Raw genomic sequence first — 24,432 nt, 5'->3', positions numbered from 1 at the left:
CGCCGGAGGGGTCCTCGCGAGGCCGCGGAGCCCGGGACCTCCCGCGGGACGTAGGCTGGCGGGACCGCCGTCCACCCGCAGCAGACGACGTCGCGTCCCCTTCCCCGGAGAGCCAGTGCACCCCTCGGCACGTCCCGGCCGGCGCCCCGGCCACCGTCTGAGCGCCCCCCTCGCAGAGGAGCGGCGATGAGCCTCACCGGACTGCTGGCCCTCCTGCGCCGCGACCCCGGCCTCGCCGCGGCCGTCGAGGCCGCCCGCGAGGGCGCCACCGCCGCCCTCGACGTCGTCGCCCCCCTCGGGGCCCGCCCCGCCGTGCTCGCCGCGCTGGCGGCCGAGCGCCCGCTGCTCGTCGTCACCGCCACCGGCCGCGAGAGCGAGGACCTCGCCACGGAGCTGCGCTGCTACCTCGGCGCCCGCGACGTGGCGGAGTTCCCCGCCTGGGAGACGCTGCCGCACGAGCGGCTCTCCCCCCGCAGCGACACCGTCGCCCAGCGCCTGGCCGTCCTCCGCCGGCTGGTCCACCCCCGCGACGACGACACCGCCGCCGGGCCGCTGCGCGTGGTCGTCGCCCCGGTGCGCGCCGTCCTGCAGCCGCTCGTGCGCGGCCTGGCCGACCTCGAGCCCGTCCGCCTGCGCCCCGGCGACGAGGTGGGCCTCGACGAGGCCGCCCGCGCCCTGCTCGGCGCCGCCTACACGCGCGTCGACATGGTCGAGCGGCGCGGGGAGTTCGCCGTGCGCGGCGGCATCCTCGACGTCTTCCCGCCCACCTCCGCCCACCCCGTGCGCGTGGAGTTCTTCGGCGACGAGGTCGACGAGGTGCGCACCTTCGCCGTCGCCGACCAGCGCTCCCTGGAGGTGCTGCCCGACGGCGTGTGGGCGCTGCCCTGCCGCGAACTGCTGCTCACCGACGAGGTCCGGGCCCGCGCCGCCGACCTGGTGCCCCAGCTGCCCGGCGCCGCCGAGATGCTCACCAAGCTGTCCGAGGGCATCGCGGTCGAGGGCATGGAGTCCCTCGCCCCCGTCCTCGCCGACGGCATGGAGCCGCTGCTGGACGTCCTGCCCGCCGGCACCCACGTCGTCCTCGCCGAGCCGGAGAAGGTCCGCAGCCGCGCCCACGACCTCGTCGCCACCGGCAAGGAGTTCCTCGAGGCCGCCTGGGCCAACGCCGCCGCCGGCAACGAGGTGCCGCTCGACCTCGGCGCCGCGTCCTTCTGGACGATGGCCGAGGTCCGCGGCCACGCGGAGTCCCGGGGCGTGCCCTGGTGGTCGGTCACCACGCTCACCGCGGACGCGGAGCTGCGCGACCTGGAGGACGTCCGCATCCTGCGCGTCGGGGCCCGCGACGTCGCCAGCTACCGCGGCGAGACGGAGCGGGCGCTGGCCGACCTGCGCGCCCTCACCACCGCCGGCTGGCGCCTGGTGCTGACCACCGAGGGCCACGGCCCGGCGCAGCGCCTCGTGGAGCTCCTCTCCGGCGAGGACGTCCCCGCCCGCCTGGCGCCCGACCTGCCCTCCGCGCCGGACGAGGCCGTCGTGACCGTCACGACCGCCTCGGTCCAGCACGGCTTCGTCGCCGAGGAGCTGCGCACCGCCCTGCTCACCGAGACCGACCTCACCGGGCAGGCCGGGCAGTCCACGAAGGACATGCGCCGCATGCCCGCCCGCCGGCGCAACGCCGTCGACCCGCTCACGCTGCGCCCCGGCGACTTCGTCGTCCACGAGCAGCACGGCATCGGCCGGTTCGTGGAGATGGTCCAGCGCACCGTGCAGAACGCCACCCGCGAGTACCTGGTGCTGGAGTACGCGGCGAGCAAGCGCGGCCAGCCCGGGGACCGGCTCTTCGTCCCGACCGACACCCTCGACCAGGTCTCCCGCTACACCGGCGGCGAGGCCCCGGTGCTGAACAAGATGGGCGGCTCCGACTGGTCGAAGACGAAGAGCCGCGCCCGCAAGGCCGTCAAGGAGATCGCCGGCGAGCTGATCCGGCTGTACTCGGCGCGGATGGCCACCAAGGGCCACCAGTTCGGCCCCGACACCCCGTGGCAGCGGGAGCTGGAGGACGCCTTCCCCTACGTGGAGACGCCCGACCAGCTCGCCAGCATCGACGAGGTGAAGGCGGACATGGAGAAGCCCACCCCCATGGACCGCCTCATCTGCGGTGACGTCGGCTACGGCAAGACGGAGATCGCCCTGCGGGCGGCGTTCAAGGCCGTGCAGGACGGCAAGCAGGTCGCCGTGCTCGTGCCGACGACCCTGCTCGTGCAGCAGCACCACAAGACCTTCGCGGAGCGCTACGCCAGCTTCCCCGTGGCGGTGCGCGCGCTGTCGCGGTTCACGCCGCCCGCCGACGCCAGGGCGACCCTGGCCGGGCTCGCCGACGGCAGCGTCGACGTCGTCATCGGCACCCACCGGCTGCTGTCCGGGGAGGTGCGGTTCAAGGACCTCGGCCTCGTCGTCGTCGACGAGGAGCAGCGCTTCGGCGTGGAGCACAAGGAGGCGCTGAAGAAGCTGCGCACCAACGTGGACGTGCTCGCCATGAGCGCCACACCCATCCCGCGCACCCTGGAGATGGCGGTCACCGGCATCCGGGAGATGTCGACGCTGGCGACCCCGCCGGAGGAGCGGCACCCGATCCTCACCTACGTCGGCGGCTACGAGGAGAAGCAGATCGCCGCCGCGATCCGCCGGGAGCTGCTGCGCGAGGGACAGGTCTTCTACATCCACAACCGCGTCTCCACCATCGACCGGGCCGCGGCGAAGCTGCGCGAGCTGGTGCCCGAGGCCCGCATCGCCACCGCGCACGGGCGGATGGGGGAGCACCGGCTGGAGCAGGTCGTCGTCGACTTCTGGGAGAAGAAGTTCGACGTCCTCGTCTGCACCACGATCGTCGAGACGGGCCTGGACATCTCCAACGCCAACACCCTCGTCGTCGAGCGCGCCGACATGATGGGCCTGTCCCAGCTGCACCAGCTGCGCGGGCGCGTCGGCCGCGGCCGGGAGCGGGCCTACGCCTACTTCCTGTTCCCCGCCGAGAAGCCCATGACGGAGACCGCCCACGACCGGCTGGGGACCATCGCGCAGTTCACCGACCTCGGCGCGGGCATGCAGGTGGCCATGAAGGACCTGGAGATCCGCGGCGCCGGCAACCTGCTGGGCGGGGAGCAGTCCGGGCACATCCAGGGCGTCGGGTTCGACCTGTACATGCGGATGGTCGCCGACGCCGTCGCGGACGTGCGCAACCACGTCCCCGGCGCGGCGCTGGAGGAGGACGCGGAGCCGGAGCCGACGGACGTCAAGATCGAACTGCCGATCGACGCGCACCTGCCGCACGACTACATCCCCTCGGAGCGGCTGCGGCTGGAGGCGTACCGGCGCCTCGCCTCCGTCGACGGCGACGAGGGCCTGGCGGAGCTGCGCGCGGAGCTCACCGACCGCTACGGCGAGCCGCCGCAGCCGGTGCTCAACCTGCTGGAGGTGGCCCGCTTCCGCACGGCGGCGCGCAGGGGCGGCCTGCGCGAGGTCGGCCTGATGGGCAAGCAGGTGCGCTTCGCGCCGATCGACCTACCGGAGTCGCGGGAGCTGCGCCTGAAGCGGCTCTACCCCGGCACGGTGCTCAAGCCGCAGACGAAGACGGCGCTGGTGCCGGCGCCGATGACGGCGCGGGTCGGCGGGCAGCCGCTGCGGGACGCGCAGATCCTGCAGTGGGTGCACGAGTTCGTCGCGGCGATCCTGCTGGACCAGCCCGCGGCCGTGGCGGCCGGGGCCCGCTGAGCCGGGGGCCGCTGAGCCGGGGGCCGGGACGTCGCGGCCCCCGGTTAGCGTGACGGGGTGAGCGCCGACCGCCAGACCGGTTCCCGCCTGCCCGAGCTCGTCGCCGTCATGGACCGGCTGCGCTCGCCGGGCGGCTGCCCCTGGGACGCGGAGCAGACCCACGCGTCCCTCCTGCGCTACCTGCTGGAGGAGACCTACGAGGTCGTCGACACCGTCGAGAGCGGCGACCGGGACGCCCTGCGGGAGGAGCTGGGCGACCTGCTCCTGCAGGTGGTGTTCCACGCCCGGATCGCCGAGGACGACCCGGGGGCCCCGTTCGGCATCGACGACGTCGCCGAGGCCCTCGTCGCCAAGCTCGTCCGCCGGCACCCGCACGTCTTCGCCGGCGAGGAGGCCGCGAGCGACCTGCAGGAGCGCTGGGACGCGATCAAGGCCACCGAGAAGCCGCGCGCCAGCGTCCTCGACGGCATCCCGGCCGCGCTGCCGGCGCTCGCGCGCGCCGACAAGGTGCTGGGCCGGCTGCGCCGCGCCGGTCTGGAGCCGCAGCCGGGACCGGACGCGGGGTCCGAGGCTGCGGGGGAGCTCGACGAGGACCGCGTGGGCCGGGAGCTGCTGGCCGTGGCGCGGCGGGCGAGCGCCGCCGGGATCGACCCGGAGGCCGCCCTGCGGCAGGTGCTGCGGGGGCTGGAGGCGCAGGCGCGGGCCGCCGAGGCCGGGCGGGGAACTGCGGCCGGGGCGCCGCGCGGTTAAGGTCGCGGCTGAGCGGCGCGACGGCCCGCGCCGGCACGGTCGGGCGGGCCGGGAGCGCTCGCCGCGTGCGATGGCGGATGCGGTGGCGACGGGAGTGGGCTGATGTCCGGCGGTGGAGCACCCGACTACCCGAGGGACCCCCTGGCGCGCCGGCGCTTCCAGGAGACCACCGCGTCGGTGCTGCGGGCCCTGCTCGACGGCGACCCCACCCGCCGGGCGGCCCTCGCCGCCTCCGCGACGCCGACGGGACCGGCCGAGGTGGCGCACTCCCTGGCCCTGCCGTTGCCCGACACCTCTCCCGCCGGCCTGCTGGAGCGCGAGCGCGTCCTCGTCGACGCGCTGGAGGTGCTCGACGGCATCGACGACGCCGGGCTCGACGTGGACGAGGCCGTCGACCTGGAGGTGCTGCGCTCCGACGTGGCCCGCCAGCTCTGGCAGGTCTCGGAGCTGCGGCCCGCGGCGTGGGACGCGCGGGCGCACGTGCCGGACGCGGCGCTGCGCGCGGTCCTGGCCGCGCCGGCCCCGGCGGCCGAGCGCGCCGAGGCCCTCCTGGACCGCCTGGAGGAGCTGCCCGCGGCGCTCGTGGCCTCCCGCGACGCGCTGGAGCAGCCGACCACCGTGCACGGCCTCGCCGCGCTGGACCGCATCACGGCCCTGCGGGCGGAGCTGGCCGCCCCGGCGGTGCGCGAGCTGCTGGAGGTCGCCGCGCTGCGTGCGGGGGAGGTCGTCGCCGCCGCGGACGCCGCCCTGGACGCCCACGCGGGCTGGCTCGGCGGGCTGCTGGCGCTCGTGCGGCGCACCGGGCCCGGCGACCCGCGCCTCGGCGCGCAGCGCTACGCCGCCCAGCTCTGGTACTGCCTCGACGCCGAGATCGACCCCGACACCCTGCTCACGCGCGCCGAGTGCGACCTGATGGAGCGGGAGGAGGAGCTCGCGGAGGAGGCCGCCCGCTACCTCGGCAGGGTCTCGCCCGAGCGGGTCCCGCAGGCGCTGGCGGCCGCGGCCGCCGAGCGCGCCGTCCCCGCGGGCGGGGCCGCCCGCGCGGTCGCGGAGGAGTGGGAGGCGCTGGTGGCCGAGGTGCGCGCCGCCGGCTGGGTCCTGCTGCCCCCGGGTGCCGAGCACGTCGCGCCCGCGTCCCTGCTGCCGGTGGTCCCCCCCGACCGCGCGCGGCTGCGGCTGGAGCTGGCGCGCCGCGGTGTGCCGGGTGCCCTGCTGCTGCGTCCCGCCGGGGGCGCCTCGCGCTCGGCGACGCGCACCGCCCTGACCAGCGCCTGCGCGACGACGGGGTGGGCGGAGTGCGCGGCGGACTTCGTCGCGGGCCTCGGGGAGGCCGCTGCGGGGACGGCGGGCCGCGCCGGCACCGGCCCGGGGGAGGCGGCGCTGCGGCTGCTGCGCTGCGCCGAGCGGGTGCGGGCCGCCGCCGAGGCCGTGGTGGACGTGCGGGTGCACTGCCAGGGCGCCGGGCCGGAGGACGTGCACGACCTCCTCGTGGCCCGCGCGCACCTCGACGAGGAGGAGGCCACGGCCCGCTGGCGCGCGGGTCTGCTCGACAGCGCGGTGCTGCCCGTGACCTACGTGGGGCACGGCCAGGTCGCGAAGGTGCTGCGCGACCTGGCCGCGGCGCGGCCCGCGTGGACCCCGGCGCAGCGCCACGACGCGCTGCTGCGCACGGGCGCGCCCCCGCCGCGGCACCTGTCCGCGCTCCTCGACCTGCCGCCCGACCCGCCGGACCGGCCGCTGCCCTGACGTGCGCCCGGTGGCGACGGTCCCGCGGCGCGCCCACCTCGCGGGCGTGTCGGCGCCCGGGAGGCATGTCGCTGCCGAGGGGGACGCACCCACCGTTAGGCTCGGGCGCGTCCGGCGGTCGGGGCCCCGGCCGCCGCAACCGCACACTGAGGAGGAGCACGAGTGGCCACCATCGAGGCCGTCGGCGCTCGCGAGATCCTGGACTCGCGCGGCAACCCCACTGTCGAGGTCGAGGTTCTCCTCGACGAAGGCACCTTCGCCCGCGCAGCTGTGCCCTCGGGCGCCTCCACCGGTGCCTTCGAGGCGTCGGAGCGGCGCGACGGTGACGCCGGCCGCTACCTCGGCAAGGGCGTGGAGCAGGCCGTGGAAGCGGTCATCGAGGAGATCGGCCCGGCCCTGGTCGGCTTCGACGCGCACGAGCAGCGCCTCGTCGACCAGGCCCTCATCGACCTGGACGGCACCCCGAACAAGAGCCGCCTCGGCGCCAACGCGATCCTCGGCGTCTCCCTGGCCGTCGCCAAGGGTGCGGCCGCCGCGGCCGACCTGCCGCTGTTCCGCTACCTCGGCGGCCCCAACGCGCACCTGCTGCCGGTGCCGATGATGAACATCATCAACGGTGGCGCGCACGCGGACTCGGGCGTCGACGTCCAGGAGTTCATGATCGCTCCGATCGGTGCGGCGTCGTTCCGCGAGGCCCTGCGCTGGGGCGCGGAGACGTACCACGCGCTGAAGTCCGTGCTGAAGTCGCGCGGTCTGGCCACCGGCCTCGGTGACGAGGGCGGTTTCGCCCCCGACCTGCCGAGCACCAAGGACGCCCTCGACCTGATCGCCGAGGCCGTGGAGAAGGCCGGTTTCAGCCTCGGCAGCGACATCGCCCTCGCCCTCGACGTGGCCGCCACCGAGTTCCACTCCGAGGAGGGGTACCGCTTCGAGGGCGAGACCCGCACCGCGGAGTGGCTGACGAGCTTCTACGAGGGCCTCGTCGGCGACTACCCGCTGGTCTCCATCGAGGACCCCCTGTCCGAGGACGACTGGGAGGGCTGGACGAACCTGAACAGCGCCCTGGGCTCCCGCGTGCAGATCGTCGGCGACGACCTGTTCGTGACCAACCCCGAGCGGCTGCAGCGCGGCATCGACTCCCGCGCCGCCAACGCGCTGCTGGTGAAGGTGAACCAGATCGGCACCCTCACCGAGACCCTGGACGCCGTGGAGCTGGCGCACCGCAACGGGTTCCGGTCGATGATGAGCCACCGCTCCGGCGAGACCGAGGACACCACGATCGCCGACCTCGCGGTCGCCGTCGGTTCCGGTCAGATCAAGACGGGTGCCCCCGCGCGCTCGGAGCGCGTGGCCAAGTACAACCAGCTGCTCCGCATCGAGGAGGAGCTGGACGAGGCCGCCCGCTACGCCGGCCCGTCGGCCTTCCCGCGCCTGACGCGGTCCTGACGGCAGGAGGACGGCTGATGGCGACCCGTCGGCCCACCTCTCCCCGCGCGAGCGCGGGGAGTGCTGGTGCGCGCCCCGGCGCGCGGCCGGCGGACGCCAGGCAGGCTCGTTCCGGTGGGGCGCCGGCGGCCGGGGCGACCCGGCCGCCGGCCGCCTCCCGCGGCCGGCGGACCCCGCCGTCGCCCGCGTCCCGCCGGCGCGGGCGCGGCCCCCGCACCCTGGTGCTGCTGTCCCTGCTCGTGGTGCTCGCCGTGTTCCTCGTGCCGTCGCTGCAGAAGTGGCTGCAGCAGCGCTCGCAGATCGCCGAGCTGCGGGCGGGGATCGTCGCCCAGGAGCAGCAGCTCGCCCTCTCGCGGGCCGAGGAGCTGCGCTGGGACGACCCGGCCTACGTGCAGGCGCAGGCCCGCGCCCGCCTGCAGTACGTCGTGCCGGGGGAGGACCACTACGTCATCGACGGTCCCAGCAGCGCCGACGAGGTCGACCCCGCCGAGACCGCCGCGACCGTGCCGAGGCCGGAGGAGGCCTGGTACGCCAACGTGTGGGAGTCGCTGCGCGTGGCCGGGCTCGCACCGCAGGACGAGCTGACCGGCTCGGTGCCCGCCCCCAGCGCGAGGCCCGCCCCGGCGACGACGGGCGCCCCGTGACGGCCCAGGACAGCGGTGCGCCCGAGTCCGGCCCCCGCGCCGTGCGGACGGAGGACCTCGCCGCCGTCCGGGAGCTGCTCGGGCGGGAACCGCGCGGGGTGGTCGCCATCGCGCACCGGTGCACCTGCGGGCGCCCCGACGTCGTCGAGACCTCCCCGCGGCTCCCCGACGGCACGCCCTTCCCGACGACGTTCTACCTCGTGGACCCCCACGCCGCCTCGGTCATCAGCACGCTGGAGACCTCCGGGATGATGCGTGAGATGCAGGACCGCCTCGCCACCGACCCCGAGCTGGCCGCGGCCTACGCCGCCGCCCACGAGGACTACCTGCGCCGGCGCGCCGTCCACGGGTCCGTCCCCGAGATCGAGGGGACCTCCGCCGGAGGGATGCCCACCCGTGTGAAGTGCCTGCACGCCCTCGTCGGCCACGCCCTCGCCGCCGGCCCCGGCGTCAACCCCTTCGGGGACGAGGCGCTGGAGGCGCTGCGCGCCAAGGGCTCCGGCTGGCCGTCGGTCTGCCCCCACGGCTGAGCCGCACCGTCACGCCGGGGCGAGCGCGGGGAGCGCCGTGATCCCGAAGGTCCGCCGCAGCGCCGAGCGCGCCGCCCACCACCCGCACATCCCGTGCACCCCCGGCCCCGGCGCGGTCGAGGAGGAGCACAGGTACAGCCCCGGCAGCGGAGCCGCGTGCACGTCCCAGCGCGGCACCGGCCTCGCCAGCACCTGCCGCAGCGTGGTCGCGCCCTGGGCGAAGTCCCCGCCGACGTCGGCGGGGTTCTCCCGCTCCAGCCCCGCCGCCGTCTGCACGTGCCGGGCCACGACGAGGTCGCGGAACCCGGGGGCGAACCGCTCGATCTGCGCGTCCACCTGTTCGCTGCGGTCGAGGGTCGAGCCGTTCGGCACGTGGCAGTACGCCCACAGCACGTGGTGCCCGTCGGGGGCGCGGGAGGGGTCGAGCGCGCTGGGCTGGGCGAGCAGGACGTAGGGCCGCTCGGCGTGCCGGCCCGCGGCGACCTCCGCCTCCGCCGCGGCGATCTCCTGCCACGTCCCCCCGAGGTGCAGGGTGCCCGCCCGCCGCGCGCCCGGATCGCGCCAGGGCACCGGGCCGGAGAGCACGTAGTCCACCTTGAACGCGCCCGGGCCGTAGCGGTAGCGGCGCAGGGCGGCGGCGTAGCGCGCGGGCAGCCGGTCCCCGGCGATCCGCAGCACCTCCGCCGGGGAGACGTCGAGCAGCACCGCCCGCGCGGGCGGCAGCTCGGCCAGGCTCCGCACCCGCCTGCCCGTCGTCACGGTCGCGCCGCGGCGGCGCAGGTCCGCCAGCAGGGCGTCGGTGAGGGCCTGCGAGCCGCCGCGGGGGACGAGCCAGCCGTGGCTGTGCGCGAGGGTGGTGAGCATCAGTCCGGCCGCCGCGTTCGGGATGCCGGTCTGCCGGCCCAGGGTGTGGGCTGCCACCCCCGCCAGGAGCGCCGCGGCCCGCGGCTCGCGCAGCAGCCGCGCCAGGACGGGCAGCGTGAGACCGGCGCGCGCGCCGAACTCCGTCGCGGCCCGCAGCGCCCGGGGGTCCGTGGGCGGGCGGCGCACCGGTGCCAGCAGGAGGGGCAGCAGCGCATCGGCGTGCTCCACCAGCGGCCGCATCAGCCGGGCGTAGCGGCCGCCGTCCGCGCCGAGACCCTCGGCCGTGGCGTCGAGGTCGCGCAGGACCAGCCCCGCCGGGCCGTCGTCGAGGGGGTGGGCGAACTGCACCTCCGGCTCCAGCAGCTCCACCCCGCGGGCGCGCAGGTCGAAAGCGGTGAAGAAGGGCGAGGCCACGGCCATCGGGTGCACGGCGGAGCAGACGTCGTGCAGGTGCCCCGGCAGGGTGAGCTCGCGGGTGCGGCTGCCCCCGCCGGCCGTGGTGGCGGCCTCCACGACCTCCACGTCGAGCCCCGCGGCCGCCAGCGTGACGGCCGCGGCGAGGCCGTTGGGCCCGGAGCCGACGACCACCGCATCGCGCCGCTGCCGCCCGGTCATGGGCCCAGCCTCGCAGGCGCCGGGGGTCGGGGCGCGAGGATGTCGCCCGTCCCCGTCCCGAGGAGCCCCGTGAGCCCGTCCCCCGGCACCCGCCGCGTCGCCGCCGTCGACTGCGGCACGAACTCCCTGCGCCTGCTCGTCGCCGACGTGGGCACCGCCCCGGACGGCACGGCCGTGCTGCGCGACGTGGAGCGGCGGATGCGCATCGTCCGCCTCGGCGAGGGCGTCGACGCCACGGGGGAGTTCGCGCCCGGGGCGCTGCACCGCACGCTGGCCGCTGTCGACGAGGTCGACGTGCTCTGCCGCGAGCACGGGGTGGGTGCCGCCGACGTGCGCTTCGTCGCCACCTCCGCCACCCGCGACGTCGCCAACCGCGCGGTGCTCGTCGAGGGGGTGCGCGAGCGCCTCGGCGTGGAGCCGGAGGTCGTCTCGGGGGAGGAGGAGGCCGCGCTGTCCTTCAGCGGCGCCACCCGGGAGCTGCGCGGGCGGTTCGCGGAGCCGTTCTGCGTCGTCGACCTCGGCGGCGGCTCGACGGAGCTCGTGCTCGGCGGGGCGCGCGTGGACTCCGCCCGCTCCGTGGACGTCGGCTCGGTGCGCCTGACCGAGCGGCACTTCCGCTCCGACCCGCCCGGCCCCGCGGAGGTGGCGGCCGCGCGCGCGGACGTGGACGCCGCGCTGGGGTCCGTCGCCGCCGACGTCCCCCTGCAGCGCACGCGCACGCTCGTGGGCGTGGCCGGCACGGTGACCACCCTCACCGCCGCGGCGCTGGACCTGCCCGGCTACGACTCGGCCCGCATCCACGGCGCGGTGCTGCCCGTGGACGTCGCGCGCGCCGCGTGCGAGCGCATCCTCGCCATGCCCCGGGAGCAGCGCGCCGCCCTGCCGTACCTGCACCCGGGCCGGGTCGACGTGATCGCCGCCGGCGCGCTGGTGTGGGGGGCGGTGCTGGACCGCCTCGCCGCCGCGAGCGGGGTGGTGCACGTGGTCACGAGCGAGCACGACATCCTCGACGGCATCGCGTTCTCCGTCGCGGAGCGCTGAGCACCCGAGCACGAGGAGCAGCATGGCCACCGTCACCGCCACCACCACCCGCCGCGTCGAGGCCCCCGCCGAGCGCGTGGCCGAGGCCGTCGCCGACTACCGGGGCACGCGCCCGAGGACCCTGCCGTCGCAGTTCACCGGCTACGAGGTCCTGGAGGGCGGTACCGGCGCGGGCACCGTCGTGCGCTGGCAGCTGCACGCGACGAAGAAGCGGGTCCGCTCCGTCCTCGCCGACGTCACCGCCCCCGAACCGGGCACCTTCGTGGAGGACGACCGCAACTCCTCCCTGGTCACCACGTGGCGGGTGCGGCCGGCGGGGCCCGCCGCCAGCGACGTGACGGTGACCACGACCTGGCAGGGCGCCGGCGGTGTCGGGGGCTTCTTCGAACGCACCTTCGCCCCGCGCGGCCTGGACCGCATCTACGGGCAGGTCCTCGACGGCCTGGCCCGCGAGGTCGCCGGGCGCTGAGCCGCGTCGCGGGGCAGCCTGGTGCGGTGACGCCTCCACCCAGCGACGACCGGGGCGGCCCGCTGCTGCCGCACCCCGCCACGGGCGTCCCGTTCCCCTCGCCGGTGCCGCCGGGCAGCGGCTGGCCGGGCGACCCCTCGCCGCCCTCCGCTCCGGTGGCGCGCACCCCGGCGGAGGTGGCCGCGCTGGCCGCGGCGGCGGGCTCCCCGGAGCAGGTGCAGGCGCACGCGTCGGTGTGCCGGGCCTGCCCCCGCCTGGTGGCCTGGCGCGAGGAGGTCGCCCGCACCCGCCGGCGCGCCTACGCGGGGGAGCCGTACTGGGGCCGGCCCGTGCCGAGCCTGGGGGAGAGCCCGCGCGTGCTCGTCGTCGGCCTCGCGCCCGCGGCCCACGGCGGCAACCGCACCGGCCGGGTCTTCACCGGCGACCGGTCGGGGGACTGGATCATCGCGGCGCTGCACGCCGCGGGGCTGGCCTCCCAGCCGACGTCGGTGCACGCCGCGGACGGGTTGCGGCTGCCCGGCTGCCGGATCGTGGCGCCCGTGCGCTGCGCGCCGCCGGACAACCGCCCGAGCACCGCCGAGCGCGACACCTGCGCGCGGTGGCTGGACGCGGAGCTGCGGCTGGCCGTGGCGGAGCTGCGGGTGGTGCTGGCCCTGGGCGGCTTCGCGTGGGCGTCGGTGCTGGGCGCGGCGCGGCGGGCGGGGTGGCGGGTGCCGCGGCCGCAGCCGCGCTTCGGCCACGGCGCGCAGGCGGAGCTGCTGCTGCCGGACGGGCGGGCGGCGCGGCTGCTGGGCAGCTACCACGTGAGCCAGCAGAACACCTCCACGGGCCGGCTGACGGCCGCCATGCTGCAGGACGTGGTGTCCGCAGCGGCCGCGCTGGCGGAGGCGGGGGACTGAGCTCCGGGTGCCGGATGTGGCCTACGGCACAACCCGCGTCAACGCCACCCGGATCCCCTCAGTACGCTGGGCACATGCCCGGGACCTCCTCCGCTCCGCGGATCCTCGTCGTCGGCGGCGGCTACGTCGGCCTCTACACCACGCTGCAGCTGCTGAAGCGCCTGCAGAAGGGGGAGGCGACCGTCACCGTCGTCGAGCCCCGCGCCTACATGACGTACCAGCCGTTCCTGCCGGAAGCCGCCGCCGGGTCGATCGACCCGCGCAACGTCGTCGTCCCGCTGCGCCGCACCCTCAAGGGTGCGGAGGTCGTCGTGGGCGAGGTCGTCTCCGTCGACCACGCCGCGCGCACCGCGCGGGTGCAGCCCAAGCACGGCGAGGAGTACGACCTCGCCTACGACGTCATCGTGATGGCGCCCGGCTCCGTGGCCCGCACGCTGCCCATCCCCGGTGTGGCCGAGCGGGCCATCGGCTTCAAGACCGTGGAGGAGGCCGTCTTCCTCCGCGACAAGCTGCTCCGCGCCCTCGACCAGGCCGAGGCCAGCAAGGACGAGGACTTCCGCCGCCGCGTCCTGACCTTCACCTTCGTCGGCGGCGGCTACGCCGGCATCGAGGCCCTCGCCGAGCTCGAGGACCTCGCCCGCTACGTCACCAAGTCGCTGCGCACCGTGCGCCAGAGCGACGTGCGCTTCGTCCTCGTCGAGGCGCTGGACCGGATCCTCCCCGAGGTCGGCCCGGAGATGGGCCGCTACGCGGTGGAGGAGCTGCGCACGCGCGGCATCGAGGTCAACCTCAAGACCACCCTGCAGTCCTGCGAGGGCGGCGTCGTCAAGCTCAGCGACGGCCAGGAGTTCGAGAGCGACACGATCGTCTGGACCGCCGGGGTGAAGTCCCACCCGGTCCTGGAGCAGACGGACCTGCCGCTGGACGAGCGCAAGCGCCTGCGCGTGGGTGCGGACCTGCGCGTCACCACCGAGGACGGCTCCGTCGTCGACGGCGCCTGGGGCGCGGGCGACGCCTGCGCGGTGCCGGACCTGACGAACCCGGGGGCGTTCTGCGCCCCCAACGCCCAGCACGCGGTGCGCGAGGCCAAGCAGCTCGGCGACAACCTCGTCGCGGTCCTGCGCGGAGGCCAGCCCACCCCGTACCGGCACGCCTACGTCGGCTCGGTCGCCTCGCTCGGCCTGCACAAGGGCGTCGCGCAGGTCTACGGCGTGAAGCTGAAGGGCTACCCGGCCTGGCTGATGCACCGCGTCTACCACCTGTCCCGCGTCCCCACCACGAGCCGCAAGGTCGGCGTGCTGCTGGACTGGACGCAGGCGGCGATCTTCCGCCGCGAGATCGTCTCCCTGAGCGCGCAGTCCACGCCGTTCGCGGAGTTCGAGCGCGCCGCGGGCGTCAAGCAGATCACCGCCTCGCGCAGCTGATCGCTCCGGTGGCGCCGGTCTCCCCGTGGGGAGGCCGGCGCTGCCGCACCCGCCCGGGTGGCGTAACTGGCAGGCGCACGGGGCTTAAACCCCCGGGCCGTTCGCGGCGTGCGGGTTCGACTCCCGTCCCGGGTACTGCGGCGGTGCCGCACTGCTCCGACGGAGTGAGGCACGTCTCCCTGCTGGTGCGTCCTCGCGCGGGAACGCCGGGGTGACCCGTAGCGTTGATCCCGGTACAGGTCGTCTGGAGGACTGATGCAGAGCAAGAACCCGATCTTCGCGCGCAACGCGCAGTTCAGCCGCAACGGCTACGGCAACTTCGACGTGGGCACCCCCAGCGCCGACCAGCTGGCAGGCATGTACGGCGCGCCCCCCGCCTCCCCGGCGCAGATGGGCCGCATGACCCTGGACGACGTCGTCGTCCGCACCGCCTCCCTCTTCGCCGTGGTCGTGGCCGCGGCGGGCTTCGCCTGGCTCACCGGCCTGGGCTTCGTCGCCGCGATCGGCGCCGGCCTCATCGGCTTCGGCCTGGCGATGTGGGCGCAGCTGTCCCGCAAGGTCCGCCCGGGCGTGATGTTCGCCTACGCGGGCTTCGAGGGCATCTTCGTCGGGGCGATCAGCCACTTCTACGAGCTGCGCTTCCCCGGCATCGTGGGCTCCGCGGTCCTCGGCACGCTCTGCGCCTTCGGCGCGATGCTCGCCGCGTACAAGGTCGGCGCCATCCGCGTCACCCCGAAGTTCACCAAGGTCCTGATCATCGCCGGTCTCGGCTACATGGTCTTCAGCCTGGTCAACCTGGGCATCTGGGCGGTCACCGGCAACAGCGTCTACGCGGGTGGGGGCGTCCTGGCCATCGGTCTGAGCCTCGTCGGCGTCGTGCTCGCGTCGCTGTTCCTGGTGCTGGACTTCGACTACATCGAGCGCGGCATCCGCAACGGCGTGCCGCAGCGCGAGGCGTGGCGCGCGGCCTTCGGGCTCGTCGTCACCCTGGTGTGGCTGTACCTGGAGATCCTGCGCCTCCTCGCCATCCTGCGGGGCAACGACTGACCGGTTCCCGGTGATCGATCACCCACAGCACGACCCGCAGCTCGGCCGGACCCCCGCGGAGGGGGTTCGCGCCGAGCTGCGGCGCGTCGTGGACCGGTTGCGCTCGCTGCCGCTGAGCCGGCTGGACCGGCCCGCGGAGGGCGCCGACGTCAGCCGTGCCGACGTGGCGCGCCGCACGGCGCAGGCCCTGGCCGACCTCGCCGCCGATGCGGAGGGGGCCCCCCGCCGGCCCCTGCCGCGCCTGGCCGTGCACGGCGTGGGGGACCAGCTCGCGGTGGTGGGAGCGGACGTGCTCGCCGCGTGCGGGCCCGACGCCCTGGGCGCCGCCGAGGAGCAGCTGGCGGCCCTGCGCCGCGCCCTCTGACGCCTGCCCGGCCTCCCCTCCCCCCGGCCTCCCCCGGAAAGGACCCTTTCCGGGGTCGGAGGGCAGGGTGCGACCCCGGAAAGGGTCCTTTCCGGGGGGAGCGGGGCGGGGCGGGGGTCCGGACGGGGTCCTCCCCGTGGTGGCGGGCGAGGGGGGCGGTGCCTCTGGGACGATGGCCCCATGCGCTACGCCGAATCCGTCGTCGACCTCGTCGGCGGCACCCCGCTCGTCAAGCTCAACCGGGTCACCGAGGGCCTGGCGTGCACGGTCCTCGCCAAGGTCGAGTACCTCAACCCCGGCGGGTCCGTGAAGGACCGCATCGCCGTCCGGATGATCGACGCCGCGGAGGCCGAGGGCTTGCTGAAGCCCGGCGGGACGATCGTGGAGCCCACCAGCGGCAACACCGGCGTCGGCCTGGCCCTCGTGGCGCAGCAGCGCGGCTACCGCTGCGTGTTCGTCTGCCCGGACAAGGTCGGCGTCGACAAGCGCAACGTGCTGCAGGCGTACGGGGCGGAGGTCGTGGTGTGCCCGACCGCCGTGGCCCCGGAGGACCCGAGCTCCTACTACTCGGTCTCCGACCGGCTGGCGCGGGAGATCCCGGGCGCCTGGAAGCCCAACCAGTACGCCAACCCGCAGGGCCCGGCCAGCCACTACGCGACCACCGGCCCGGAGATCTGGAACGACACCGACGGGCGCATCACGCACTTCGTCACGGGTGTCGGCACCGGCGGCACGATCTCCGGCACGGGCAACTACCTCAAGGACGTCTCGGCGGAGCGGGCCGGCGGGCGGGTGCGCGTGATCGGCGCCGACCCGGAGGGCTCGGTGTACTCCGGCGGCACCGGCCGCCCCTACCTCGTCGAGGGCGTCGGGGAGGACTTCTGGCCCTCCGCCTACGACCCCACCGTCGCGGACGAGATCATCGCCGTGTCGGACGCCGACTCCTTCGCGATGACGCGCCGCCTGGCCCGCGAGGAGGGGCTGCTCGTCGGCGGCTCCTGCGGCATGGCGGTGGTGGCCGCGCTGCGGGTGGCCGAGGGCCTCGGGCCAGACGACGTCGTCGTGGTGCTGCTGCCCGACGGCGGTCGCGGCTACCTCGGCAAGATCTTCAGCGACACGTGGATGTCGTCCTACGGGTTCCTCTCCGAGGACGGCACGAGCACGGCTGGTGACGTGCTGCGCTCCAAGGCCGGGGGCATCCCCGCCCTGGTGCACACCCACCCCAACGAGACCGTCCACGACGCCATCTCGATCCTGCGCGAGTACGGGGTGTCGCAGATGCCGGTCGTGGGTGCCGAGCCGCCGGTCATGGCCGGTGAGGTCGCCGGGGCGGTGAGCGAGCGGGACCTGCTGGACGCGGTGTTCTCCGGTCGCGCCAACCTGGCCGACCCGGTCGCGAAGCACATGGGTCCCGGTCTGCCGCTGATCGGGGCGGGGCAGTCCCTGGAGGAGACGCGGGCCGTGCTGGAGAAGGCCGATGCGGTCCTCGTCGTCGAGGAGGGCAAGCCGGTGGGCGTGGTGACCCGGCACGACCTGCTGGGCTTCATCGCCTCCTGAGCTCCGGCGGCCCCGTCCGCAGGGCCGCTCCGCAGGGCCGTTCCCCGTGCCGGGGGGCGGCCCTGCGGCGTCTCACGGCATGTCCACCTGCCCCGCCGCCGGGGTGCCCGGCCAGGCCAGCGCCCGCACGGGCGCGCCGTCGGCCCCGGCCAGCGGCAGCGGGAAGAACCCCACGTGCGGGTCGGGCAGGGTGGCGAGGCGGGCGAGGCCGGTGAGGTTCTCCACGATCACCCCGCCGGCGCCGAGGACGACGCGGTGGACGTCCAGGGAGCCCGCCGGGTCGGGGCTCGCCGTGTCGACGCCGAGCACGCGGACGCCCGCTGCGACGATCCGCCGGGCGGCGTCGGTGGTGAGCCAGGGGTGGTCGGCGAAGTAGCGGGGCTCGCCCCAGCGGGCCGACCAGCCGGTGTGCAGGAGGACGACGACGCCCGGCCGCAACCGCCCGGCGTGCGGGGCGAGGTGCTCCCAGCCGATCGCCGAGCCGGGGGCGCAGCCCTGCACGTCGACGACGACGGCGGGGCCGGTGAGCAGCTCCAGGGGCAGCTCGTCGAGGCGCGCGCCGTCGGCGTGGACGTGGAAGGGGGCGTCGAGGTGGGTGCCGGTGTGGGAGCCGAGCCCCACGGCGAGCACGTTGCAGCCGTCCCGCTCCAGCGTCGCCGCCGGCACGGCCCGGACCTCCGGATCGCCGGGGTGGACGGGCATCCCCGTGGTGAGCGGGTGGGAGAGGTCGAGGAGCGCCACGACTGCATCGTGCCCCGGCACGTCCCTGCGCTCGGGAGCGGTGCCGGCGGGAGTTCCCGCGGGCCGCTGAGGGCGGCCGAGGCGGCGGTTCAGCCCCCGGCCTCCGCTGCCCGCCTGCGCTCCAGGCCCTCGAGGACGAGGTCGAGGCCGTAGCCGAACTCGTCGCCGAAGTCGTAGCCCGGCTGCAGCACGTGCTGCGTGGCCAGTTCCACCAGGTGCGGCAGCGCCCCGGGCGGCAGGCCGCCGAGGATCCTCGCGGTGACGCCCGAGGCCTCGTCGGGGCCGCGGAAGGGCAGGCTGAGCTCCTGCACGACGAAGCCGTAGAGGTGGGCGTCGAGGACGGCGAAGGCGTGGGCCGCGAGCGGCACGGAGAAGCCCGCGGCGCGCAGGCAGCCGAGCACGGCGTCGTGGTGGCGCAGGGTCTCCAGGCCGGGGGCGCTGCGGGAGTTCATGAGCCCGACCGCCCACGGGTGGCGCAGGAGGACGGCGCGGGCGGAGTGGGCGCGCAGCCGCAGCTCGGCGGCCCAGTCCCCGCCGCGCCGGGGGTGGTGGAACTCGGCGAAGACGAGGTCGACCATGCCGTCGAGCAGCGCGTCCTTGCTGGCGACGTGGTGGTACAGGGACATCGCCTCGACGCCGAGGTGGCGGGCGAGGGAGCGCATCGTGAGGGGCGCGAGGCCGTCGCGGTCGGCGAGCTCCACCGCCGCGCGCAGGATCCGCTCCCCGCTGAGCGCCGGGCGCTTCGCCCGGCCCGCACCGTTCCCCACTGCCGAGCCTCCCGCCCCTTGTGCTCCTTACGGCGTAAGGCTAGCGTGCGGCCTCCAGACTTACAGCGTAAGGAGAACCGTCGTGAAGGCGATCGTCCAGGACCGGTACGGCTCGGCGGACGTGCTGCAGCTCCGCGAGGTGCCCCCGCCCGCGCCGCGGCGGGGGGAGGTGCTCGTCCGGGTGGAGGCGGCGGGGCTCGACCGCGGCACCTGGCACCTCATGACCGGGCTGCCCCGCATCATCCGGCTCGGCACCGGACTGCGCCGACCCCGCAACCCCGTCCCGGGGATGGCCCTCGCCGGGGTCGTCGCGGAGGTGGGGCAGGGCGCCGCCGGCTTCGCCGTGGGGGACCGGGTCTTCGGCGTCGGCACCGGCACGTTCGCCGAGGTCGCCCGCGCCCGTGCCGACCGGCTCGCGCACCGCCCCGCGTGCCTGTCCGCCGTGGAGGCCGCGGCGCTGCCCGTGTCGGCCACCACCGCCCTGCAGGCCCTCCGCGACGTCGGGCGCGTGCAGGCGGGGCAGTCGGTGCTCGTCGTCGGCGCTTCCGGGGGCGTCGGTGCGTACGCGGTGCAGCTCGCCAAGGCGTCCGGCGCCGAGGTCACGGCCGTCTGCAGCACCACGAAGATCGACCTCGTGCGGGCCGCGGGAGCCGACCACGTCCTCGACCACACCCGCGAGGACGTCGACGCGCACCGCCGCCGCTACGACCTCGTCCTCGACATCGCCGGCAACCGACCTGTCGCGCAGCTGCGACGCGTCCTCACCCCGACCGGCACCGTCGTCTTCATCGGCGGGGAGCACGGCGGGCCCTGGACCGGGGGCATCCAGCGGCAGGTCCTCGCGTCGGCGCGCTCGCCGTTCGTCCGCCACCGCCTCGCGATGTTCGTCTCGCGCGAGAGCACCGCCGACCTGCAGGCCCTCGCGGGCCTCGCGGGCCTCGGGGCGCTGCGCCCCGTCGTGGACCGCACCTTCCCGCTGGCGGAGGCGGCCAAGGCGATGGGGCACCTCGAGGCGGGGCACGCCCGCGGCAAGGTCGTCGTCGTCCCCTGACGGCGGAGCCGTCGCCTGACCCTGACGGCGGGGCGCGGGGCGGGTCACCCGGTGAGGACGAACTCCCGCAGCACCGGCGCCAGCTCGGCGTCCGGCACGCTGTGCCAGTCCGCGTCGAAGCTGCGGTAGGTCGCCTCCGGCGGCGCCTGCACCACCGCCGCCGCCCACCCGGTCAGCTCGGCGCTGCTGCCCGCGCTGTCGAGGACCAGGGCGGGCACCCGCACGCGGGCGGCGACGTCGAGCGTGGTCGCCGCGGCCGCGGCGGTCGTAGGTGAGGACGGTGACGGCGGTGAGGGCGGGTGCCAGCAGCGCCGCCAGGGGCCGGCCCCCGCCGTGCGCCCAGGAACCGGCCCGCGGGCGGCCTCAGTACCGGATCGCGTCGATGACCTTGGCCCGCACCGCCATGGCGGCGGGGACCACCCCGGCCAGCGCGCCGATCGCCGTGGCGGCGAGGAAGCCCTCCAGCGCGGCGCTGAACGGGAAGCGCGGGACGTCGGTCAGCGTCAGCCCCGGCGGCAGGACCATCTCGAGCGGGAAGTTCTCGACGAGAGCCACCGACAGCGCCACGGCGAGCGCCCCCGCCGCGGCGGTGGCGCAGACGCTCTCCAGCAGCACCGCGACGAACACGCGCGTCGACGTCGCCCCGAAGCTGCGTCGCACACCGATCTCCCGGATGCGCTGGCGCACCGTCACGAGGCCCACGTTGAGCACGCCGATGCCGCCCAGCACCAGGGCGAAGATCCCCACGCCCCGCACGCCGTAGTCGAGCACCGCGTCCAGGATCCCCAGATCGTCGCCGCCATCGGAGCGACCGACGCCGACGCTGAAACCCGGCAGGGCCGCGCTCAGCTCCTGCTGCAGGCTCGCGCTCAGGGCCTCCGCGTCGTGGCTCGGCACCCACAGCTCCGTGGCGGGGGTGCCGCTGAACTGCGGGTCGAGCGGGCTCCAGCGCTCGGCGGCGTCGGCCAGCATGAACGCCGCCGGCATCTGCCCGCCCCACGGCGTCTCCGCCACGCCGATGACGGTGGCGCGCACGGGGGTGTCCCCGCCCAGCACCACGGTCATCGGGCGCGCCGGGTCGAACCCGCCCAGGCGCTCGGCCATGGCGGCGTTCACGACGAGCCGCGGTGCGAAACCCTCCGCGTCGGCGGGGGTGAACCAGCGCCCCGCGGTGGGCAGCGTGCGGTGGATCGTGCCGTAGGAGGGGTCGACGATGGTGGTGTCGACCATCGCCGCCCCGTCGGGGAAGCGGAACGGGAACTGCGCCTGCCCGTTCGTCGTGTGCCACCTGACGTCGTAGCGGTCGATCGCCGCAGCGACCGCCCGCTCGGCGCGGGCCGTCGACTCCTTCGACGGCATCCCGTTGGGGTGCAGGTCCAGGCGCAGCGTCGCGGGGCGGCCCGCGCTGCGCTCGAAGGACTCCCCGAGCATCTGCCGGCCCATGTTGCCGACCGCGGTGATGGTCGTCATGGCGAACACGGCGAGGAACACCCCGACGAGCGCCAGCACGACCCGGACCTTGTGGACGCGGATCTCGCTCCACGCCTCGGTGAGGGCGGCGACGACGCTGGTCACGCGCCACCCCTCGACGCGGTGAGGGCGGGAACCTGCGTGGCGCCGACCTGGGTGAGGACGCCGTGGTCGAGCCGGAACTGCCGGTCGGCGCGGGCAGCCACGGACAGGTCGTGCGTGATCGTGACGAGGGTGGTGCCGTCCTCGCGCACCAGTTCCTCCAGCACGTCCATCACGGCGGTCCCGGTGTCGACGTCGAGGGCGCCGGTGGGTTCGTCGGCGAGCAGCACCCGCGGCCGGCGCACGAGGCTGCGGGCCAGGGCGACGCGCTGCTGCTCCCCGCCGGAGAGCTTCTCCGGCATCGTGTCCAGGCGGTGGCCGAGACCCACCCGCTCCAGCATGTCCTGCGCGATGCGCTTGCGGTTCCAGAACTCCCGCGCCGAGCCGTACAGCAGCGGCGAGGCGACGTTCTCGGTGGCGGTGCGCCCGGGGAGGAGGTTGAACTGCTGGAACACGAACCCGAACGTGGCCCCGCGCAGGCGGGACAGCCGCCGCTGCCCGAGGCCCTCGACGGGCTGGCCGTCGAGGAGGTAGGTGCCGGTGGTGGGGGAGTCGAGCAGGCCCATGAGGTTGAGCAGCGTCGACTTGCCCGAGCCGGATCGCCCCACCACCGCGATGTGCTCGCCGGCGGCGACGTGGAGGTTCACGCCGGTGAGGATGTGCAGGACCGTGCCGTCCGGGAGGGGGACGGAGCGGCTGACGTCGTCGAGGCGCAGCAGGCTCATCCGCCGTAGCCCATCATCCCCGGGTCCATCATCGAGGGGTCCTGCAGGATCTCGTCGGAGGTCGGCACGAACTGCAGGATGCGGGCGCCCTCCTCCAGGCCGGAGCGGATCTCGACGTTCTCGCCGTCGGTGAGGCCGAGGGTCACCGGCGTCTCCACGCCCTCGGGTGCCGTGTCGTGGAGGACCCAGACGCTGCCGGTGCCGACCGTCCCCTTCACGGCGGTGACGGGTGCGACGAGCACGCCGCGGGCCTCCCCGGCGGTGACCTCGATGGTCGCCGTGGCGCCGGCGAAGACCTGGACGCCCTCGGGGACGAGGCAGGTGAGGCTCGCGCCGGTGGGGCTGGCCGAGGGGTCGGCGTAGGGGTCGGAGTACCCGCCGGTCATCGAGTCCTGCGAGCCGGTGCCCTCCGGGCGCCCGGTGCGCAGGTCGGTGCAGGCGAAGGATCCCGGACCGCCGGGGACCGTCACCTCCGCGAAGGTCGGCGGCTCCAGCAGGCGGAACTGGTCCGCCTGCGTCAGCGCGGCGCTCGCCCGCAGGGTTCCGGGGCTGATGGTGGCGACCTCACCGCCGACCTCCACGTTCTGCTGCGGCAGCACGTCCAGGGTCTCGACGACGCCGGGCACGGTCGCCTTGACGGTCACCGTCTTCGTCTTCGGCTTCGGCGCGGGGGCCGGCGGCGCGGCGGGGTCCGGAGCGACGGGCACGGCGGCGGGGTCCTCCTCCACGGGCACGACCACCGTGAAGAGCGGGTCGCCCTCGGCCACGGGGTCCCCGACGGCCACCCGCAGCTTCCCGACGGTGCCCGCCGCGGTGGACTTCACGGTGGTGGCCGCGTCCTCGGTGATGGAGCCCGAGAGGGTCACGGTGTTGACGACGTCGGCGCGCGTGACGGTCGCCTCGGGGGCGGCGAGGTTCACCGAGGGGACCGCCGGGTCGCTGGCCGCGTCCGCCGCGCCGCGGAAGAAGGCGAGGTAGACCAGGCAGACGGCGATGACCGACAGGAGCAGCAGTCGCAGGACGGGGAAGACGATGGTGCGGACGGTGCCCACGGTTCACCTTCGATCGTGCCCGGGCGGCGCCGTGCGCTGGCCCCGGCGGTGGAGAGGAGCCTGCAAGCTAGCAGCGGGCTCCTCGGGGCCGGGGCGCCCTTCACGAACTCGTCACCGCCCGGCTGGTCACCGTCCGCAACCGCGTGGCCGGGCGCGGGTGGGTCGGGTCAGCCGGCGCGCGGGGGAGCGGTGCTGGCCCGCAGCACGACCTCGGCGGGGATGACGACGTGCCGCGGTTCCTCGGGGGCGGGGTTCTCCAGCGCCATCCGGGCGGCGCGCTCGCCGATCGACTCCAGCGGGATCCGCACCGTGGACAGTGCGGGGACGGTGTCGCGCAGGGTGGGGATGTCGTCGAAGCCGGCGACGGAGACGTCGTCCGGCACGGAGACGCCGCGCTCGCGCAGGGCCGCCACGGCCCCCATGGCCATGACGTCGCTGAGGGCGAAGACGCACGTGGTGGGGCTGAGGTCGGCCGCCAGTTCCGCGCCCGCCGCGTACCCGCCGTCGCGGTCGAAGCGGCCGCGGTGCACGCGGATGGAGCCGGGGTCCACCCCGGCGGCGGCCAGGCCCTCGCGGAAGCCCGCGAGGCGGTCCTCGGACGTGGCGACGCCCTCGGGGCCGGCGATCACCGCGACGTGGCGGTGGCCGAGCCCCGCCAGCGCCGCCGCCAGCTCGCGCGCGCCGCCGCGGTTGTCGGGCTGCAGGACGTCGCCGGGCAGGCCGGGCTGGCGCACGGAGCAGACCCGCCCGCCGTTGGCGGCGAACGCCTCCAGCTCGGTGGCGAGGCGCTGCTCGGCCTCGGGGTCGTCCGTGAGGCGGCTGCCGACGAGGACGAGGGCCCGGGCGCGCTGCAGCTTCATGGTGGTGACCAGCGCGATCTCCCGGCGCGGGTCGCGGCCGGTGGCGCCGAGGGTCAGGACCATGTCCATCTCGTCGGCCACGCGCATGGCGCCTGCGGCGATGGAGCTGAAGAACGGGTCGGCGATGTCGTGGACGATCAGGCCGACGAGGTTGGACGACTTGCGCGCCAGGGACTGCGCCACCGGGTCGGGCACGTAGCCGAGCTCGGCGGCGGCGGCGCAGACCCGCTCGGCCAGGTCCGGCCGAACGACGCGGGCGCTGCCGTTGAGGGCCCGCGAGGCGGTGGCCAGCGACACGCCCGCCTGGCGCGCCACGTCGGCGAGGGTCACCGGCCTCGAGGTCGTCATCGGGTCCTCACACGGGAGCGGGGCGCGCGTCCGGGTGGACGTGCGGGCTCATGCTGCCACGGTCCTCGTGGACGACGCTTTCCCGCCCATCGGTGAGAGCGAGCCCACTCCGCTTGGAAAGCGGTGTCCAAGTCCTTGCGCAGACGACG

22 protein-coding genes and 1 tRNA gene are annotated in these 24,432 nt (G+C 75.9%); 15 read left to right on the top strand and 8 right to left on the bottom strand.

All coding sequences use genetic code 11. The features are described 5' to 3' along the window. The first annotated feature begins 186 nt into the window (after positions 1-186). The 6 genes from mfd (at position 187) to CLV92_RS06815 (ending at position 8,887) form a co-directional block, all read left to right on the top strand. Positions 187-3,771 carry a transcription-repair coupling factor gene (gene mfd, locus CLV92_RS06840; protein WP_104432076.1) on the top strand — a complete coding sequence of 1,195 codons (3,585 nt, stop codon included), beginning with the start codon at positions 187-189 and terminating at the stop codon, positions 3,769-3,771. Positions 3,772-3,828: 57 nt separating this feature from the next. Then, complete coding sequence (locus CLV92_RS06835; protein ID WP_245886516.1) at positions 3,829-4,521, top strand: nucleoside triphosphate pyrophosphohydrolase; 693 nt, start codon at positions 3,829-3,831, stop codon at positions 4,519-4,521. 102 nt (positions 4,522-4,623) lie between these two features. Continuing rightward, positions 4,624-6,267: a DUF885 family protein gene (locus tag CLV92_RS06830; protein ID WP_104432075.1), complete on the top strand. Its 1,644-nt coding sequence runs from the start codon at positions 4,624-4,626 to the stop codon at positions 6,265-6,267. A gap of 162 nt (positions 6,268-6,429) precedes the next feature. Further along, a complete protein-coding gene (eno, locus tag CLV92_RS06825; protein ID WP_104432074.1) occupies positions 6,430-7,713 on the top strand; it encodes a phosphopyruvate hydratase in 1,284 nt (427 codons plus the stop codon). Between the two features lie 221 nt (positions 7,714-7,934). Continuing rightward, positions 7,935-8,357 (top strand): FtsB family cell division protein, encoded by a 423-nt coding sequence (locus CLV92_RS06820; RefSeq protein ID WP_158257155.1) that lies wholly within the window; start codon positions 7,935-7,937, stop codon positions 8,355-8,357. Next, complete coding sequence (locus CLV92_RS06815; RefSeq protein WP_104432072.1) at positions 8,354-8,887, top strand: DUF501 domain-containing protein; 534 nt, start codon at positions 8,354-8,356, stop codon at positions 8,885-8,887. Before CLV92_RS06820 ends, CLV92_RS06815 begins: the two co-directional genes overlap by 4 nt. Positions 8,888-8,896: 9 nt before the next feature. Here CLV92_RS06815 and CLV92_RS06810 read toward each other — a convergent pair whose 3' ends face one another. After that, positions 8,897-10,366 carry a phytoene desaturase family protein gene (locus tag CLV92_RS06810; protein WP_104432071.1) on the bottom strand — a complete coding sequence of 490 codons (1,470 nt, stop codon included), beginning with the start codon at positions 10,364-10,366 and terminating at the stop codon, positions 8,897-8,899. A gap of 69 nt (positions 10,367-10,435) precedes the next feature. Between CLV92_RS06810 and CLV92_RS06805 the strand changes: the two genes are divergently transcribed. From CLV92_RS06805 to CLV92_RS06770, 8 genes are all read left to right on the top strand, one after another. After that, positions 10,436-11,407, top strand: a complete 972-nt coding sequence (locus CLV92_RS06805; protein WP_245886515.1) for a Ppx/GppA phosphatase family protein — start codon at positions 10,436-10,438, stop codon at positions 11,405-11,407. Positions 11,408-11,429: 22 nt separating this feature from the next. Further along, positions 11,430-11,876: an SRPBCC family protein gene (locus CLV92_RS06800; RefSeq protein ID WP_104432069.1), complete on the top strand. Its 447-nt coding sequence runs from the start codon at positions 11,430-11,432 to the stop codon at positions 11,874-11,876. A gap of 26 nt (positions 11,877-11,902) precedes the next feature. Beyond that, positions 11,903-12,775 (top strand): uracil-DNA glycosylase, encoded by an 873-nt coding sequence (locus CLV92_RS06795; RefSeq protein WP_245886514.1) that lies wholly within the window; start codon positions 11,903-11,905, stop codon positions 12,773-12,775. 74 nt (positions 12,776-12,849) lie between these two features. Continuing rightward, the gene (locus CLV92_RS06790) at positions 12,850-14,199 is read left to right on the top strand and encodes an NAD(P)/FAD-dependent oxidoreductase (RefSeq protein ID WP_104432068.1); all 1,350 of its coding nucleotides are present in this window, start codon (positions 12,850-12,852) and stop codon (positions 14,197-14,199) included. A gap of 51 nt (positions 14,200-14,250) precedes the next feature. After that, positions 14,251-14,334, top strand: a tRNA-Leu gene (locus CLV92_RS06785). A 120-nt stretch (positions 14,335-14,454) separates the two neighbouring features. Next, positions 14,455-15,246, top strand: a complete 792-nt coding sequence (locus tag CLV92_RS06780; RefSeq protein ID WP_104432067.1) for a Bax inhibitor-1/YccA family protein — start codon at positions 14,455-14,457, stop codon at positions 15,244-15,246. Positions 15,247-15,256: 10 nt separating this feature from the next. Further along, positions 15,257-15,610, top strand: coding sequence for a hypothetical protein (locus tag CLV92_RS06775; protein ID WP_104432066.1), 354 nt, complete (start codon positions 15,257-15,259; stop codon positions 15,608-15,610). 180 nt (positions 15,611-15,790) lie between these two features. Next, the gene (locus CLV92_RS06770) at positions 15,791-17,167 is read left to right on the top strand and encodes a cystathionine beta-synthase (RefSeq protein ID WP_104432065.1); all 1,377 of its coding nucleotides are present in this window, start codon (positions 15,791-15,793) and stop codon (positions 17,165-17,167) included. Positions 17,168-17,239: 72 nt separating this feature from the next. Here CLV92_RS06770 and CLV92_RS06765 read toward each other — a convergent pair whose 3' ends face one another. Next, the gene (locus CLV92_RS06765; protein WP_104432064.1) at positions 17,240-17,908 is read right to left on the bottom strand and encodes a cyclase family protein; all 669 of its coding nucleotides are present in this window, start codon (positions 17,906-17,908) and stop codon (positions 17,240-17,242) included. Positions 17,909-17,997: 89 nt separating this feature from the next. Continuing rightward, entirely contained in the window at positions 17,998-18,675 is a 678-nt protein-coding gene (locus CLV92_RS06760; RefSeq protein WP_104432063.1) for a TetR/AcrR family transcriptional regulator, read from the bottom strand. Between the two features lie 82 nt (positions 18,676-18,757). On the opposite strand from CLV92_RS06760, the gene CLV92_RS06755 reads away from it, so the two are divergent. Beyond that, positions 18,758-19,726 (top strand): NAD(P)-dependent alcohol dehydrogenase, encoded by a 969-nt coding sequence (locus tag CLV92_RS06755; RefSeq protein WP_104432062.1) that lies wholly within the window; start codon positions 18,758-18,760, stop codon positions 19,724-19,726. A gap of 44 nt (positions 19,727-19,770) precedes the next feature. Here the strand turns inward: CLV92_RS06755 and CLV92_RS06750 are convergent, their stop codons facing one another. The 5 genes from CLV92_RS06750 to CLV92_RS06730 all read right to left on the bottom strand — a co-directional run bounded on the left by CLV92_RS06750 (position 19,771) and on the right by CLV92_RS06730 (position 24,283). After that, positions 19,771-19,950: a hypothetical protein gene (locus tag CLV92_RS06750; protein ID WP_104432061.1), complete on the bottom strand. Its 180-nt coding sequence runs from the start codon at positions 19,948-19,950 to the stop codon at positions 19,771-19,773. Between the two features lie 139 nt (positions 19,951-20,089). Next, positions 20,090-21,301, bottom strand: a complete 1,212-nt coding sequence (locus tag CLV92_RS06745) for an ABC transporter permease (RefSeq protein WP_104432060.1) — start codon at positions 21,299-21,301, stop codon at positions 20,090-20,092. Beyond that, positions 21,298-22,023, bottom strand: a complete 726-nt coding sequence (locus CLV92_RS06740; protein WP_104432059.1) for an ABC transporter ATP-binding protein — start codon at positions 22,021-22,023, stop codon at positions 21,298-21,300. The genes CLV92_RS06745 and CLV92_RS06740 overlap by 4 nt, the downstream gene beginning before the upstream one ends. Continuing rightward, positions 22,020-23,075: an efflux RND transporter periplasmic adaptor subunit gene (locus CLV92_RS06735; protein WP_104432058.1), complete on the bottom strand. Its 1,056-nt coding sequence runs from the start codon at positions 23,073-23,075 to the stop codon at positions 22,020-22,022. The genes CLV92_RS06740 and CLV92_RS06735 overlap by 4 nt, the downstream gene beginning before the upstream one ends. Positions 23,076-23,242: 167 nt before the next feature. Further along, positions 23,243-24,283, bottom strand: a complete 1,041-nt coding sequence (locus tag CLV92_RS06730; RefSeq protein ID WP_104432057.1) for a LacI family DNA-binding transcriptional regulator — start codon at positions 24,281-24,283, stop codon at positions 23,243-23,245. Between the last annotated feature and the right edge of the window lie 149 nt (positions 24,284-24,432).

The organism is Kineococcus xinjiangensis (assembly GCF_002934625.1).
Lineage (GTDB): Bacteria > Actinomycetota > Actinomycetes > Actinomycetales > Kineococcaceae > Kineococcus_A > Kineococcus_A xinjiangensis.
This window is presented reverse-complemented; position numbering and strand designations above follow the sequence as displayed.